Raw genomic sequence first — 14874 nt, 5'->3', positions numbered from 1 at the left:
CTAAAAACACTGTATATCCAACCAGTTTAAACCCAGTGTTTATGCGGCTTTCACGCCTTTTTTCTACTTGACAGTGGGGATCATTGATACCTAAACTGTATCTCAGTGGGTAAATGTGGCGAATTGTGGATCAAATCATCATCACTTTGCAGATTAGTACTCAAAAAACAAGAAAAACAAGAGCAAATAATAAAAGGCTAGGGGAATGTTCCGCGGCGCTAACGCAATCAATCTGGATACAAAAGGCAGACTGGCTATACCGACGAAGTATCGTCAGTCGCTGCTGGATGATTGTCAGGGACAACTAGTTTGCACAGTCGATACACAACAAAGTTGTTTGCTACTTTACCCACTTCCCGAATGGGAAGAGATTGAGCTTAAACTTTCTAAACTTTCAAGCATGATCCCAGCCGAGCGTCGCTTGCAGCGATTGCTACTAGGTTATGCTTCAGAAGGTGAGATGGATAAAAGCGGGCGTATTCTTGTTCCTACTCCACTGCGAAGTTTCGCAAAACTCTCAAAAGAAGTCATGTTAGTTGGTCAGTTAAACAAATTCGAAATTTGGGATGCCGATATTTGGGCACAACAAGTTGAAGCTGATATAGACACCGAACGCAAAGGCGAATTTGAACTTACCGAACGATTACAGGACTTCTCGCTATGACGCAGCCTAATGAATTTAAACACATTTCCGTACTTCTTGACGAGTGCATTGAAGCATTGGCGATTAAACCAAACGGCATTTATATTGATGCTACGTTTGGCCGTGGCGGGCATTCGGCGCATATTTTAGACGCGTTAGGCGAGAAGGGGCGACTCATTGCCTTTGACCGTGACCCACAGGCTATCAAGGCCGCTGAACGCTTTGCCGATGATAAGCGCTTTAGCATTATCCACTCACCGTTTGGGGATATGGCAGAAGAAATCGAGGCGCTAGGATTAACCGGCAAGATTGACGGTGTGCTTATGGACTTAGGCGTATCGTCACCTCAACTTGACGATGCTGAACGGGGCTTTAGCTTCCTGCGCGACGGCCCGCTCGACATGCGCATGGACACGTCTCGCGGTCAAAGTGCTGCTGATTGGCTGGCTAGCGCAGAAGAGCAAGACATTACACAGGTCATTAAAGAGTTTGGCGAAGAAAAATTCGGCAAGCGCATTGCTCACGCTATTGTTAACACACGTAAAGATACACCTATTACGCGTACCGCACAGCTTGCCAAAATCATCGATGAAGCTGTACCTGTAAAAGACAAATTCAAACACCCTGCAACCCGCGCATTCCAGGGGATCCGCATTTATATCAATGCTGAGCTAGAGCAATTGCGCGTTGGGCTAAAAGCGGCCACACAGGTATTGGCGAAAGAAGGGCGTCTTGCGGTTATCTCATTTCACTCGCTTGAAGACCGCTTAGTAAAACGTTTTATAAAGGATCAAAGCAAAGGGAAAGTCGTACCCCACAACCTACCGATAACACAGGCAGAAATTGACGCCGATAAAGTGTTAAAAGCCCTGGGTAAAGCAATAAAACCATCTGAACAGGAGATTGCGAATAATGTTCGCTCCCGCAGTTCGGTATTGCGTGTGGCAGAAAAGTTATGACCAAAGTCACGCCAGACAAAGGCAGCACTAATTTCAAATTATTGCTCATTATTGTTTCAGATTTAACCCGCAACAAGTTGCGGGTTTTGTTGTATTTAATGGTTATCACAAGTGCCATGGCCGTAACGCTTAGTAGTCACCACAATCGCCAGCAGGTCATAGCCCTTGAAGACTTAATGCAAGAGAAGGACGAGTTGGACGTTGAGTGGCGCAATCTAGTGTTAGAGCAGCGGGCGTTAACCGAACATAACCGCATTGAAAACCTTGTTGAAAAACAGTTAGAAATGTACCGCCCCACCGCCGACGATGAAGTAGTGGTGAAATTGAAATGAATTCATCAAGCCCACGCCAGCGCAAGAAAACCGGCGCAAAGCAAAATGTAACGCCAAGCCTAGTGCACTGGCGCTTTGTGGTTGTGCTTGTGGTTATTATGTTCGTTTTTGGCGTGCTTGCCGCCCGCGCAGCTTATATTCAAGTTATCGAGCCAGATGAGCTTATTCAGCAAGGCGACAACCGCACGCTAAGAACCCGCGACATGCCGACCTATCGCGGGCTTATTACCGATAGAAACGGTGTTGAACTGGCGGTGAGTGTGCCGGTTCGTGCTATTTATGCCGACCCGAAAATTATTCACGAGAATAATGGGTTTGAGGAAGAGCGCCGGTGGGAAGCGTTAGCCGATGTATTGCGCCAAGACGTTAATGAACTTAAAGAAAAAGTGGCAAATCCAAAACGCCGCTTTGTGTATTTACAGCGTCAGGTGTCTCCAGCAATGGCAGAGTACGTTGATAAGCTAGATATCCCTGGTATTTACCTTCGTCGTGAAAGCCGCCGTTATTACCCAACAGGCGAGGTTTCAGCCCAGCTTATTGGTGTTACTGATGTTGATGATACGGGCGTTGAAGGCTTAGAGCGCATGTACGACGAGTGGTTAACGGGTACGCCGGGCTCTCGCAAAATTCGTCGTGATGCCAAAGGACGCCAGGTAGAAATTCTAGAAACCACTTCCGGCGAAAAAGCGGGCGATTTGCAGCTTACTATCGACCAGCGTATTCAGGCGTTAGCCTACAAAGAAATTAAAGAAGCCATGATTTATTACCAATCAAGCTCGGCTTCTGCCATTGTCATTGACGTTAAAAGCGGCGATGTATTGGCCATGGTCAACGCGCCGTCATTTAATCCGAACGACAGAAGTAATATCAGCCCCCATCGCATGCGTAATCGCGTAATTACCGACGCTTTTGAACCCGGTTCATCGCTTAAGCCGCTTGCGGTATTAACCGCGCTTGAGTTTGGTGAAGTAGAACCTGAGGATTCAGTTGATACTAATCCAGGCTGGATGCGGTTAGGCGGCAGTCTAGTAAAAGACTCACGCAACTATGGCGAGCTAACGCTAGAAGAAATTATTCAACACTCCTCGAATATGGGAACGTCAAAGCTAGCGTTGTCGGTACCAAAGCACTTCTTGCTTGATACTTATTACAACATGGGGCTGATGAGTGATACCGGGCTTAACATGGCAGGCGAGAGCAGCGGTATCTTTCACGAGCGCAGCCGTTGGTCTGAATTTGAATTAGCCACACTTTCATTTGGCTACGGCATTTCAGTAACTACCGCACAGTTAGGCCGTCTTTATGCAACCCTCGCGAACGGCGGTATAAAAACGCCACTTAATATTATTAAGTCGCCGGAACAACCGTCTTGGCAGGCCCAGTCTGAACGCGTTATTAGTGAAGAAAATGCAAACGCCATTGTTCAAATGATGGAAAGCGTTACCCAGCGTGGCGGGACTGCGACAAAAGCAGCGGTACCCGGTTATCGTGTTGCCGGCAAAACCGGAACTAGCCGTAAAGCCGTGGCCGGGGGATACGGTGAAGAGTACGTCAATATTTTTGCGGGGATCGCACCGGTTTCAAACCCTCGATTAGTTACTATAGTGCTTATCAATGAACCGGGTGGCGACTTGTATCATGCGGGTGACACTGCTGCACCTGTGTTTTCGTCAATCATGGGCGGCGCATTACACATGTTAAATGTCACACCTGACGATAAGCACGTTACCTCGAGCCGCTTATTGAAAGGAGGTCAAAGTGGTAGTTAGTGCCTTTATTCAAAGTACCAAAGCATTGCTGGCGAAGTTTGGTGTAGACGCACCGGATATACGTATTGAAGGCCTTACTTTAGATAGCCGCGAAGTGAACACGCGGTTAGCTTTTTTAGCCATTAAAGGGCATGAGCGCGACGGCCGTGATTTTATCCCTCAGGCAATAAGTTTAGGGGCCCGTGTAATTCTGGCGCAAACTGACGACAGTGAAGCTCATGGCCAAATGGAAATGCGCGACCACAGCGTTATCATTTCTCTTTATGAGCTACCCCAAATGCTCTCTGCATTAGCTGCAGCCTTTTATGACTATCCCGCACAAAAGATGACAACGGTAGCGGTTACTGGAACTAACGGAAAAACCTCTACAGTTCAATTGCTTACGCAACTTAAAGACGCGTTAGGTACGCGTAGTGCAAGCATAGGTACCCTAGGTAGCAGTGTGTTTGAAGGCGATGCGACGCAATGGTCGAACACGCCTGCGGCCAATACCACGCCAGATGCCATACGTATGCAGTACTTGTTGGCAGACTTTGTGCAAAGCGAAGTGCGCCATGCCGCCTTTGAGGCCAGTTCTCACGCGTTGGTTCAGGGGCGACTTGGTACGGTTAAAACCGATATAGCTGTTTTCACCAACCTTACACGGGATCATCTCGATTATCACGGCACGATGGAGGAATACGGTAAGGCTAAGCGCTTACTGCTTTGTCAGCCTGGGTTAAAAGCGGTGGTGTTAAACGCTAACGATGATGAAAGTAATAAATGGGACAATGTTGCTGACAATGCTATTACCCGCATTTGGACGGGTATTGATGAAAGTGCTGATGGTGCGTTATTTCGCGCCCACAACAATCCTCAAAGTCGCCATTGTTTCGCCACAAATGCTTCTTATCATTCCGGTGGATGTAGCTTTGAACTGGTGAGCTCGTGGGGAAGTGCCGCCATTTCCCTACCGCTTTTCGGTAAATTCAATATTAGTAATGTGCTAAGCGCAATAGGAACACTTCTGGCAGAAGGTGAGCGTTTTGACGCGGTGGTAAAAGCGGTTAATGCGATCACCCCTGTGCCAGGGCGAATGGAAGTGTTTCCAGTACCCGGTGCTGCCAATTTGGTGGTGGACTACGCCCACACCCCTGACGCACTGGAAAAGGTGCTGCTAAGCGCCAAGTTTCATACCGCTGGAAAAGTGTGGTGTGTATTTGGTTGTGGCGGTGATAGAGACACAGGAAAGCGCCCATTAATGGGGCAGGCTGCTGAAGCTGGCGCTGATGCCATTGTTATCACCACTGATAACAGCCGTAGCGAAGACCCTGAATCTATCGCGCAGGACATTATTACCGGTTTAAAAGACAGTAGCCTTGCGGTGTCAATTCCTGACAGAGAGCAAGCTATTCGTCATTGCCTAGCGCATGCTGATAAAAGCGACATCATCATTGTGGCCGGAAAAGGCCATGAAGATTACCAAATTATCGGTGACAAAAAGACTAACTATAACGAACGTGCGGTTGTGGCGCGGCTGCAACAGGAGTACAGCAAATGATAACAACAACGCTGTCATGGATAGCCGGCAAGGTTAACGGAAAATTAGTAAATGGTAATGCTGACACGCAAGTGTTGGCCGTCAGTACTGACACGCGCACCATTGAAAGTGGCGCCGTGTATTTGGCGCTGAAAGGGCCGAATTTTAACGGCCACGACTTTATTGAAGCAGCCGAAAATGCAGGTGCAAGCGCAGTTATTGCCAGCGAAAACGTAACGACTTCGTTACCCGTGATATCAGTTGAAGATACCAAAGAGGCCTTGGGGTTATTAGGCGCTGCGGTTAAACAACATATAGCCCCAAAGACGATTGCCATTACCGGCAGTAGCGGTAAAACCACAGTAAAAGAGATGTGCGCTGCTATTTTAGCGCGCAGAGGCAATGTGCTTGCTACTAACGGTAACTTTAATAACGATATTGGTGTACCGCTTACTCTTCTTCGCCTAGAGCCACACCATGAATATGCCGTGATGGAATTAGGCGCCAATCACTTAGGCGAAATAGCTTACACCACAAATCTAGTGAAGCCGGATGTTGCAACCATTGTGAACGCCGCAGCATCGCACTTAGAAGGCTTTGGTAGCTTGCTTGGCGTAGCGCGCGCCAAAAGTGAAATTTTTAAAGGGTTAGAAAAAGACGGTGTCGCTATTGTCAATGTCGACAGCCAGTTTGCAGAATTTTGGCAAGGCAAACTTAAACAAACTAAAACGCTAACATTTTCCCCGCAGCAGAAAAACGACGCAGATTTTCAAGCCGAAGATATCACCATTGGTCTAGATGGCTGTGCGTCATTCCACCTAGTATGCCCGCAAGGCGAAATCGCTATTCAGCTTACTATTCCTGGCGTTCACAACGTTGGTAATGCCCTAGTGGCTGCAGCATTAACGCTTCAAGTAGGCGCAAACCTTGAAAACGTGCGCGACGGATTGATTGCCATGCAGCAAGTCAGCGGGCGTTTAAATGTAAAACAGCTTACCGACCAAGTTCGGCTATTAGATGATACTTACAACGCCAATGTAGCGTCAGTTAATGCAGCAATTGATACGTTAAGTAGTTTTTCAGGCATCCGCGTTCTTGTGCTAGGCGATATGAAAGAGTTAGGGGAAAAGGCGCGTTTTTACCACGAGCAGGTGGGGGAGTACGCCAAACAAAAAGGAATTAACTACCTGTATACCATGGGTGTTTTGAGTCAATCAGCCAGTGCTGTGTTTAATGAAAATGGCGGTCATTTCAGCGATGTTGAAAGTTTGTTGGCCGCAATGGAGAGTGATTTGTTAGTGCAGCAGCGCGATATTTCAATTTTAGTTAAGGGTTCACGCAGTTCCAAAATGGAACGCGTGGTAGAGGCGGTCGAGGCCTCTGCGCTGGGAAAGCACGATAGCCGTCGGGAGCGAATAGCATGTTAATTTGGCTAGCCGACTGGCTGACACAATTTGATTCAGGGTTTAACGTATTTTCATACCTTACCCTTCGCGCAATTTTAAGTACGCTGACCGCGTTGCTTATTGCCATTCTTATTGGCCCTAAGATGATTCGTTATTTGCAGCGCATGCAAATAGGGCAAACGGTACGTGACGATGGCCCTCAAAGTCATTTGTCAAAATCTGGCACGCCTACTATGGGTGGGTTGTTGATCCTTGCAGCAATCGTAGTAAGTGGTCTGCTGTGGGCCGACCTAACTAACCGATACGTTTTGGTTACCCTTACTGTAGTGGTGGCCTACGGTATTATCGGATTTGTTGACGACTACAGAAAAGTCATTCGCAAAGACTCTAAAGGGCTCATCGCCCGCTGGAAGTATTTCTGGCAATCGGTGGTGGCGTTAGGCGTGGCCTTTTATCTGTATAGCAGCGCAACCATGAGCGCTGAAACCTCGCTATTGGTGCCCTTTTTCAAGGAAGTGTTCCCGCAGTTAGGGATCTTCTTCATCATTATCACTTACTTTGCCATTGTGGGGACCAGTAATGCGGTAAACCTTACCGATGGATTAGACGGCTTAGCGATTGTCCCTACCATCTTGGTGGCAGGTGCGTTTGCTATTTTTGCCTATGTAACAGGTAATGCCAACTTTGCTGAATACCTCAACATTCCACATATTCCGCTTACCAGTGAACTGGTGATTGTGTGCACCGCCATGGTTGGAGCAGGCTTAGGTTTTTTATGGTTTAACACATACCCGGCACAAGTCTTTATGGGTGATGTTGGTTCATTAGCGCTAGGCGGTACCTTAGGGGTGCTCGCCGTATTAGTGCGCCAAGAGCTGGTGTTAATCATCATGGGCGGTGTTTTTGTAATGGAAACCTTGTCGGTCATTCTTCAGGTGGGCTCTTACAAATTGCGTGGCCAGCGCATTTTCCGTATGGCACCTATTCATCACCACTATGAATTAAAGGGCTGGCCAGAACCGCGCGTTATCGTGCGCTTTTGGATCATTTCTATCATTTTGGTATTGGTTGGTCTTGCGACCCTCAAACTTAGATAAGCGCTAAAGAGACACACATTAATGTCGTATAACGTACGTGAGCATAGTTATGTAGTCGGTGGCCTAGGTGTTACAGGTCAGGCTTGCGTGCGCTTCTTGTTGCAACACAAGGCAACCGTGAAAGCGTTCGATACGCGGCCTACCTTTAGTGCACCTGAAAACCTTGATACAAGCATGCAAGCATTCCTGGCTGAAAAGGTAACTTGTCGCGCTCTTAGCGCCGATTACTTTGACGGCGTTGATACCTTGGTGTTAAGCCCGGGTTTGGCGCTAGATATCGAGCAGGTGGAATTAGCGAAACAGTGCGGCGTTGAAGTGATTGGTGACGTTGAGCTGTTTGCTCGTTTGAATACATCATTTAAGAGCGACACACCAGCGAAACGCGTTGTCGGTATAACGGGGTCTAACGGTAAAACCACGGTCACGTTGTTGGTAAACCACCTACTTAACGCATGCGGCGTAAAGAGCATTGAGGCAGGCAACGTTGGGCGACCTGTACTTGAAGCCCTTGAAAGCGACGCAGATGTAGTGGTGATGGAACTATCGAGCTTTCAACTTGAAACAACCTCAAGCCTAGTTCTAGAGGCTGCCACTGTGCTTAATATTTCCGATGATCACTTAGACCGCCACGGCACCCTTGAGCATTATGTTGATGCAAAACATCGTATTTTCGCTAACGCCAAGTCAGCGGTAGTGTGGCGCGATGGCGAGTTTGTCGCGCCAGACGACGCCTTGAATGTCGAAGGTCAGGCTAATGCGCAAAAAGCAAATCAAAATGGGCTTTTGCGAAGCGCGATAGAATACGGTCTTGGTGCCTCTGATAGCGGCTTTTCAATAGTCACAATGTTGGACAGCAAACATATCGCATTTAACGGCAAGCCAATTATTGCGCTTAGCGATATTCACTTAGCGGGCATGCACAATGTATTGAATATCATGGCCGCGCTGGGCATTTGCTGTAAGCTCGGGGTTTCACCAGACCAAGCGGTTAAGCATTTACATAGCTTTAAGTCTGCGCCGCATCGCTGTGTGGAAGTTGCGCGGGTGAATAGCGTGCGCTATATCGACGATTCTAAGGCAACAAACATCGGTGCAACCATTGCTGCTTTAGAAGGGATAAGCCCCACAATTGCGGGTAAACTTTTACTTATTGCGGGTGGAGACGCCAAAGGCGCAGACATAAGTAGCCTAGCCCCTTATCTTACGCAATACGTGTCACATGTTTTTGCCTTAGGCAAAGACGCCCACCTGTTTGCGCAAAGCTTTGCACATACAACCCAAGTCGCGACCATGAAAGAAGCGGTGAAAGGGGCTTTACGATTAGCAGCGCCAGGTGATGCCGTATTACTATCGCCAGCCTGTGCAAGTATAGATATGTTTAAAAACTACATGCATCGTGGCGAAATGTTTAAGCAAACCGTGCATGACTTACTTGATATAAAGCAGGAGGCCCTATCATGATCACAGCCTCTACTAAGTTAAGTGCGTTGTTTGCCGCCAAACACGATGGTCAAGCAGCGGCGAAACACCCCTATGATGTTACGCTTATTCTTATCGCGCTCGCACTGATGAGCATAGGCGTAATTATTGTTACGTCTGCGTCGATGCCTGTGGCTGACAGACTACACGATAACCCTTTCTACTTTGCAATTCGCCACGGTATTTACATTGTGGGGGCCATTATCGCCGCCATGATTGTGCTTAATTTACCGATGCAATTTTGGCGCATGACCAACCCTTATTTATTGCTAGCTGCAATAGTGCTACTCCTTGCCGTACTTGTTGTGGGAAGGACAGTTAACGGCAGTACCCGCTGGCTAGCAATCGGGCCTATTACTATTCAAGCCGCTGAGCCAGCCAAGCTCTTTTTCTTTGCTTATCTTGCTGGTTACTTAGTGCGCCGTTATGAAGAGGTAACGGAAAACCTAAAAGGCTTTTTAAAGCCGCTGGTGGTGTTCTTCGTATTAGCGATGCTGCTATTACTTCAGCCTGATTTGGGAACGGTGGTTGTTATGTTTGCCACGACTATTGGCTTGTTGTTTTTAGCTGGTGCAAGGCTGTGGCAGTTTTTCGCACTGGTATTCGTAGGGATTTTGGCAGTGGTCGCCCTTATCGTGTTCGAGGAATATCGATTAAAGCGGGTGACATCATTTCTCGACCCTTGGGCCGACCCTTTCGGCGCAGGCTACCAGCTTACTCAGTCATTGATGGCTTATGGCCGAGGTAATTGGTTCGGACAGGGGCTTGGCAATAGCTTACAAAAACTCGAATTTTTACCAGAAGCACACACCGATTTTGTCATGGCGATTTTAGCTGAAGAGTTAGGTTTCGTGGGCGTAGTAGCGGTACTGGGGCTTATTTTGTGGATGGTACTTAGAGCATTGCGTATTGGAAATCAGGCGCTTGAAAAAGGCCGCGCATTCGATGGCTACCTCGCATATAGCATCGGCATTTGGTTTAGCTTTCAAACGGCAGTAAACATTGGCGCAAGCGCAGGCATTTTGCCTACCAAAGGATTGACGTTACCCTTGGTAAGCTATGGTGGCTCTTCGCTTATTATCATGTCGATAGCGGTAGCAATATTACTTCGCATTGACTTTGAGTTACGGGTTGATGGTGTGCAGGCAATAGGGCGCGGCGATGCAAGAGATGCTAAGCAAAAGCCACGCAGGAAAAAGCCTATAGCTGCCGGCGTAGCGAAAGACGCAGACAACAATGGCAAAGATAAAACGGTTGATGATGACGATAACTTTGCCTCGTCAACGGTAGAAGCTAAGCCAGCCACAAAAGCTTCATCGGCAGAAGATGAAGGCAAAGCCGGCATAAAAGCCATACTCGCTCGCGTAGCACAGGAGGCTGACAATGGCTAAGCGTTGCTTAATTATGGCTGGGGGTACAGGCGGCCATGTTTTCCCAGGTCTTGCCGTCGCCAATGCGCTTCGAGCGGAAGGCTGGGATATTCATTGGCTAGGCACCGCCGAGCGAATGGAAGCGCAAGTGGTGCCTAAACACGATATTCCCATTCACTTTATCCCTGTGAAGGGGCTGCGAGGCAAGGGCATTTCAGCGCGTATCCAAGGTGCAGTGGCATTGGTTAAAAGCTTGTTTTCAGCGCGTCGAATCATAAAGCGGCTACAGCCTGATATTGTTGTTGGGTTTGGCGGCTATGCCAGTGGGCCGGGCGGCGTTGCGGCCAAGAGTTTAGGGATCCCTGTCATTGTTCACGAGCAAAATGCTGCGGCAGGTATGACCAATAAGCTGCTGAGCAAACTCGCAAGTCGCGTGCTTCTTGGCTTTGATGATGCTAAAGAACAATTTTCAGGCGCCGCGGATAACGTGCATACTGTGGGTAACCCCGTTCGCGATGACATCTGGCAGGTTAAACCCAAAAAGCGAGAGTCATACGCAGGGGCTACATCCCTTAATATGCTCGTGGTCGGTGGAAGTTTAGGGGCACAAATTTTAAATGAAACCGTGCCGGAAACCTGCGGCGTACTAAATGGTCTATCTATAAAGCACCAGTGCGGAAAAGGAAACAGCGACGGAGTTGTAAAAGCCTACGAGAGCGTAGGGGCTGACATGGCTAACGTGGAGCTAAGCGACTTCATCGACAACATGGCAGCCGCTTACGAATGGGCTGATTTTATTGTATGTAGAGCCGGCGCGCTTACCGTTAGTGAAGTGGCTGCGTCTGGCCGCGCCGCGATTTTTGTCCCCCTGCCATTTGCAGTAGATGATCATCAAACAAAAAACGCGCAGTCGTTAGTGAAGCAAAATGCAGCGCTAATGATTGCACAATCTGTATTGAAACAGAACTTAGGGCAGGCAGTGCGTCGATGGTTAGAACACCCCGAAGACTGCTTAAAAATGGGTGCGCTAGCAAAAACATGTGCAAGCATTCATGCCACGGAAAATGTAGTAAGCCACGTTAAAAGCGTGGTAGGAGAAGGGGACTAATGGTTTTTAAAACCCCATTTGAAAGCCCGCAAATGCGCAGGGTGAAAAATATATTTTTTATCGGCATCGGCGGTGCCGGTATGGGCGGTATTGCAGAAGTACTGCTAAATGAAGGTTATGCAATTTCAGGCTCAGATATTCAAGAAGGGCCTATGACAAAACGCTTAAGCGAATTAGGCGCTGATGTAAAAATTGGTCATCGTGCAGAAAACGTAGAGGGCATGGACGTCATTGTTGTGTCTAGCGCTATCAATGAACAGAACCCGGAAATTATAGTAGCGCGCGAACAGCGCATTCCTATCATTCGCCGAGCAGAAATGCTCGCCGAACTCATGCGATTCCGTCACGGTATTGCCATAGCGGGCACCCACGGTAAAACCACAACAACCAGTTTGATTTCCACTATCTTCGCGGAAGCAGAGTACGACCCAACGTTTGTTATCGGTGGTTTGTTAAATAGCGCGGGCACCAATGCACGCTTAGGCAAAAGCCGCTACCTAATTGCTGAGGCTGATGAAAGCGATGCGTCGTTCCTGCACCTTCAGCCCATGGTATCTGTGGTAACTAATATCGAAGCTGATCATATGGACACCTACGGCGGTGATTTCTCAAAGGTAAAAGACACCTTTGTTGATTTCCTGTCTAACTTGCCATTTTACGGGCAGGCTATAGTGTGCGGTGACGATGCTAATATTCAAGAGATTCGCCCTCGCATAGGCCGTAGCATCATCACTTACGGGTTTGAGTCTCATAACGACTATCGCGCTGAAAATATCAGCCTGTCGTTTGGCAAAGCAAACTTTACGGTTATTCGTCCCGACCACGACCCCCTTAAGATTACGCTGAACCTTACCGGGAATCACAACGTGCTTAACGCCCTTGCAGCAATCGCTGTGGCCACAGATGAAGGGGTCAACGATGAGGCGATTATTCGAGCGTTGGCAGGTTTTGGCGGTATTGGCCGTCGATTCGAGCAATTAGGTACGTTTAATACCAGTAAAGGTGAAGTTTGTTTGGTAGATGACTACGGACACCACCCTACAGAAGTCAGAGCCACAATAGCCGCAGCGCGAGCCAACTGGCCAGATAAGCGCCTTGTTATGGTGTACCAGCCTCACCGCTTCACGCGTACCCGAGATCTCTATGAGGACTTCGTGGAAGTTTTATCAAGTGTTGATGCGCTGTTATTGCTTGATGTTTATGCTGCAAGCGAGCAGCCTATTGAGGGAGCGGATAGCAAATCGCTATGCCGCTCTATTCGCCAGCGTGGTCAGATTGAGCCTGTTTACGTGGGTGATAAAGATGCTCTGCCGGGAATTCTAGCGAACATTATGCAGGACGGCGATATCGTGATGACCCAAGGTGCAGGAAATATTGGGCAAATAGCTAAGTTGTTGGCTCGTCACGAGTTAGAGCCGAATACACTTACAAAGGAAGGAAAATAAGATGTTTAAACCTTCAGTAAGTACACACTCACCTGAAAAGTATGGGAAAGTAGCTGTACTTTTAGGTGGTGACTCGGCCGAGCGTGAAGTATCGCTAAATTCGGGGAATGCGGTGCTAAACGCACTGTTAAGACAAGGGGTAAATGCATTTGCCTTTGACCCCGCAGAGCGCCCACTTAACGATTTGCTGTCGCTAGATGTTGATAGAGCCCTCATTATGCTTCACGGTCGTGGCGGTGAAGATGGCGCTATGCAGGGGGCTCTTCAGTTTTTAAAAATACCCTACACGGGAAGCCGAGTTTTAGGCTCTGCGCTGGCAATGGATAAAATTCATACTAAGCAAGTGTGGCAAAGTTTAGGTTTACCCACTGCAAAATATGAAATTGCTGATAAAAGGCACTTTGAAGCTGGTAAGTGCAGCGCTATAATGGATAAATTGGGGAATGAAGTCATGGTAAAACCGGCCAGAGAAGGGTCGAGTATTGGCATGGCAAGAGTGACAAGCGCTAAACAACTCGAAACTGCCATTCAGGACGCTTTTAAATACGATAATCAAGTCCTGTTAGAGCAGTATATAGACGGCCCCGAATTCACTGTTTCTGTGATACAGGGGCAGGCGTTGCCGTCTATTCGCATGTCTACTCCACATACATTCTATGATTATGCTGCGAAATATCAGGATAATACAACAGAATACTATTGCCCAAGCGGTTTGTCTGAAGAGCAAGAAGCACAGCTTGCAAAGTTAGCTTCTCGTGCGTTTGATGCTATTTCAGGCAGCGGTTGGGGCAGAATTGATGTTATGCAGGACAATCAAAGGCAGTTTTATTTGCTAGAGGCAAATACAGTGCCTGGCATGACAGAAAAAAGTTTGGTGCCTAAAGCGGCCAAAGTTGCAGGCTTAACGTTTGACGAGTTGGTGTTGAGTATTCTTTCGACCAGCTTTGATGATGTTGCAAATAAGGCGTAGGCGTGGCTAATACGAATACTAGTCAAGACAAGCGCGCTACTGAAAAGGGCGGCAAAAGCAAAACGGCAGTATGGGGCGGTGTCGCTTTCTTACTTTTCGTTATAGCAGGGTTAGTATTTGGCGGGCTTAAAACGAACCAGTATTTGCAGGACGAACAGCAAATGCCGGTACAGGTTATCGATTTTTCTGGTGATTATCAGCACATCGATATTACTAAACTAGAGCGGTTAATACGCAAAGCGCAGCCGGAAAGCTTTTTTGCGCTCGATGTCAACGAAGTGTTTGAGTTGGTTGAAGCCCAACCTTGGGTGTATCGTGCATCGGTAAGAAAAAAGTGGCCAAACACGCTAAAGATTTATTTGGTCGAGCAACAGCCTGTAGCACAGTGGAACGAAGACTTGTTGTTGAACCCCTACGGAGATACGTTCAACGACGAAGGCATAAAGCTTGATTTACCGCGCCTTTACGGGCCTGGTGGCAGTGAAAAAACGGCCNTTGAGGGTTACAACGCTATGCACGCGCTGATATCGACGACAAACATGACATTAGATGAGTTGTCGTTAAGTGAGCGATTTGCATGGCAAGTGCAGTTAAAAAACGGCATTAAGTTGAATTTAGGGCGTCAGGAGTTTATCGATAGGCTACAACGCTTTATTGATGTGTATCCTCTTTTGGCGCAACAAGAGAAGGCGGTGAAATACGTCGACNTTCGCTATGACACGGGTGTCGCCGTTGGATGGAAAGACGACAGCACCACAGATGAAGAGAGTTAAGGAA

The 14874-nt window shown here is 47.8% G+C and carries 13 protein-coding genes; all 13 read left to right on the top strand.

What is annotated here, in order from left to right; all coding sequences use genetic code 11:
• The first annotated feature begins 205 nt into the window (after positions 1 to 205).
• Genes mraZ through MADE_RS14895 form a run of 13 tightly spaced genes read left to right on the top strand, consistent with a single transcriptional unit; the run spans position 206 to position 14870 of the window.
• On the top strand, positions 206 to 664 hold the full coding sequence (gene mraZ / locus MADE_RS14955) for a division/cell wall cluster transcriptional repressor MraZ (protein ID WP_012519465.1): 459 nt from the start codon (positions 206 to 208) through the stop codon (positions 662 to 664).
• The gene (gene rsmH, locus MADE_RS14950; RefSeq protein ID WP_012519464.1) at positions 661 to 1602 is read left to right on the top strand and encodes a 16S rRNA (cytosine(1402)-N(4))-methyltransferase RsmH; all 942 of its coding nucleotides are present in this window, start codon (positions 661 to 663) and stop codon (positions 1600 to 1602) included. The genes mraZ and rsmH overlap by 4 nt, the downstream gene beginning before the upstream one ends.
• Complete coding sequence (gene ftsL / locus MADE_RS14945) at positions 1599 to 1934, top strand: cell division protein FtsL (RefSeq protein WP_012519463.1); 336 nt, start codon at positions 1599 to 1601, stop codon at positions 1932 to 1934. The genes rsmH and ftsL overlap by 4 nt, the downstream gene beginning before the upstream one ends.
• A complete protein-coding gene (locus MADE_RS14940; RefSeq protein WP_023559866.1) occupies positions 1931 to 3703 on the top strand; it encodes a penicillin-binding transpeptidase domain-containing protein in 1773 nt (590 codons plus the stop codon). Before ftsL ends, MADE_RS14940 begins: the two co-directional genes overlap by 4 nt.
• Complete coding sequence (locus tag MADE_RS14935) at positions 3693 to 5243, top strand: UDP-N-acetylmuramoyl-L-alanyl-D-glutamate--2,6-diaminopimelate ligase (RefSeq protein WP_023559865.1); 1551 nt, start codon at positions 3693 to 3695, stop codon at positions 5241 to 5243. The genes MADE_RS14940 and MADE_RS14935 overlap by 11 nt, the downstream gene beginning before the upstream one ends.
• Positions 5240 to 6649 carry a UDP-N-acetylmuramoyl-tripeptide--D-alanyl-D-alanine ligase gene (locus MADE_RS14930; protein ID WP_012519460.1) on the top strand — a complete coding sequence of 470 codons (1410 nt, stop codon included), beginning with the start codon at positions 5240 to 5242 and terminating at the stop codon, positions 6647 to 6649. The genes MADE_RS14935 and MADE_RS14930 overlap by 4 nt, the downstream gene beginning before the upstream one ends.
• On the top strand, positions 6643 to 7725 hold the full coding sequence (gene mraY, locus MADE_RS14925; protein WP_012519459.1) for a phospho-N-acetylmuramoyl-pentapeptide-transferase: 1083 nt from the start codon (positions 6643 to 6645) through the stop codon (positions 7723 to 7725). Before MADE_RS14930 ends, mraY begins: the two co-directional genes overlap by 7 nt.
• Before the next feature lie 21 nt (positions 7726 to 7746).
• Complete coding sequence (murD, locus tag MADE_RS14920; protein ID WP_012519458.1) at positions 7747 to 9186, top strand: UDP-N-acetylmuramoyl-L-alanine--D-glutamate ligase; 1440 nt, start codon at positions 7747 to 7749, stop codon at positions 9184 to 9186.
• Positions 9183 to 10595: a cell division protein FtsW gene (gene ftsW, locus MADE_RS14915; protein ID WP_012519457.1), complete on the top strand. Its 1413-nt coding sequence runs from the start codon at positions 9183 to 9185 to the stop codon at positions 10593 to 10595. The genes murD and ftsW overlap by 4 nt, the downstream gene beginning before the upstream one ends.
• On the top strand, positions 10588 to 11682 hold the full coding sequence (murG, locus tag MADE_RS14910) for an undecaprenyldiphospho-muramoylpentapeptide beta-N-acetylglucosaminyltransferase (protein WP_012519456.1): 1095 nt from the start codon (positions 10588 to 10590) through the stop codon (positions 11680 to 11682). The genes ftsW and murG overlap by 8 nt, the downstream gene beginning before the upstream one ends.
• A complete protein-coding gene (murC, locus tag MADE_RS14905) occupies positions 11682 to 13127 on the top strand; it encodes a UDP-N-acetylmuramate--L-alanine ligase (protein WP_012519455.1) in 1446 nt (481 codons plus the stop codon). The genes murG and murC overlap by 1 nt, the downstream gene beginning before the upstream one ends.
• Position 13128: 1 nt before the next feature.
• Entirely contained in the window at positions 13129 to 14097 is a 969-nt protein-coding gene (locus MADE_RS14900) for a D-alanine--D-alanine ligase (protein ID WP_012519454.1), read from the top strand.
• Between the two features lie 2 nt (positions 14098 to 14099).
• Positions 14100 to 14870: a cell division protein FtsQ/DivIB gene (locus MADE_RS14895; protein WP_023559864.1), complete on the top strand. Its 771-nt coding sequence runs from the start codon at positions 14100 to 14102 to the stop codon at positions 14868 to 14870.
• The last annotated feature ends 4 nt before the right edge of the window (positions 14871 to 14874 follow it).

It is taken from the genome of Alteromonas mediterranea DE, assembly GCF_000020585.3.
Classification (GTDB): Bacteria; Pseudomonadota; Gammaproteobacteria; order Enterobacterales; family Alteromonadaceae; genus Alteromonas; species Alteromonas mediterranea.
Note: the sequence above shows the minus strand (reverse complement) of the source record. Positions and strands in the feature narration are given on the sequence as shown.

Coding starts and splice junctions, on each gene's coding strand:
- mraY (WP_012519459.1), top strand. CDS start 6,643: ATGTTAATTTGGCTAGCCGACTGGCTGACACAATTTGATTCAGGGTTT.
- MADE_RS14940 (WP_023559866.1), top strand. CDS start 1,931: ATGAATTCATCAAGCCCACGCCAGCGCAAGAAAACCGGCGCAAAGCAA.
- mraZ (WP_012519465.1), top strand. CDS start 206: ATGTTCCGCGGCGCTAACGCAATCAATCTGGATACAAAAGGCAGACTG.
- murD (WP_012519458.1), top strand. CDS start 7,747: ATGTCGTATAACGTACGTGAGCATAGTTATGTAGTCGGTGGCCTAGGT.
- MADE_RS14900 (WP_012519454.1), top strand. CDS start 13,129: ATGTTTAAACCTTCAGTAAGTACACACTCACCTGAAAAGTATGGGAAA.
- rsmH (WP_012519464.1), top strand. CDS start 661: ATGACGCAGCCTAATGAATTTAAACACATTTCCGTACTTCTTGACGAG.
- ftsL (WP_012519463.1), top strand. CDS start 1,599: ATGACCAAAGTCACGCCAGACAAAGGCAGCACTAATTTCAAATTATTG.
- ftsW (WP_012519457.1), top strand. CDS start 9,183: ATGATCACAGCCTCTACTAAGTTAAGTGCGTTGTTTGCCGCCAAACAC.
- murG (WP_012519456.1), top strand. CDS start 10,588: ATGGCTAAGCGTTGCTTAATTATGGCTGGGGGTACAGGCGGCCATGTT.
- MADE_RS14930 (WP_012519460.1), top strand. CDS start 5,240: ATGATAACAACAACGCTGTCATGGATAGCCGGCAAGGTTAACGGAAAA.
- murC (WP_012519455.1), top strand. CDS start 11,682: ATGGTTTTTAAAACCCCATTTGAAAGCCCGCAAATGCGCAGGGTGAAA.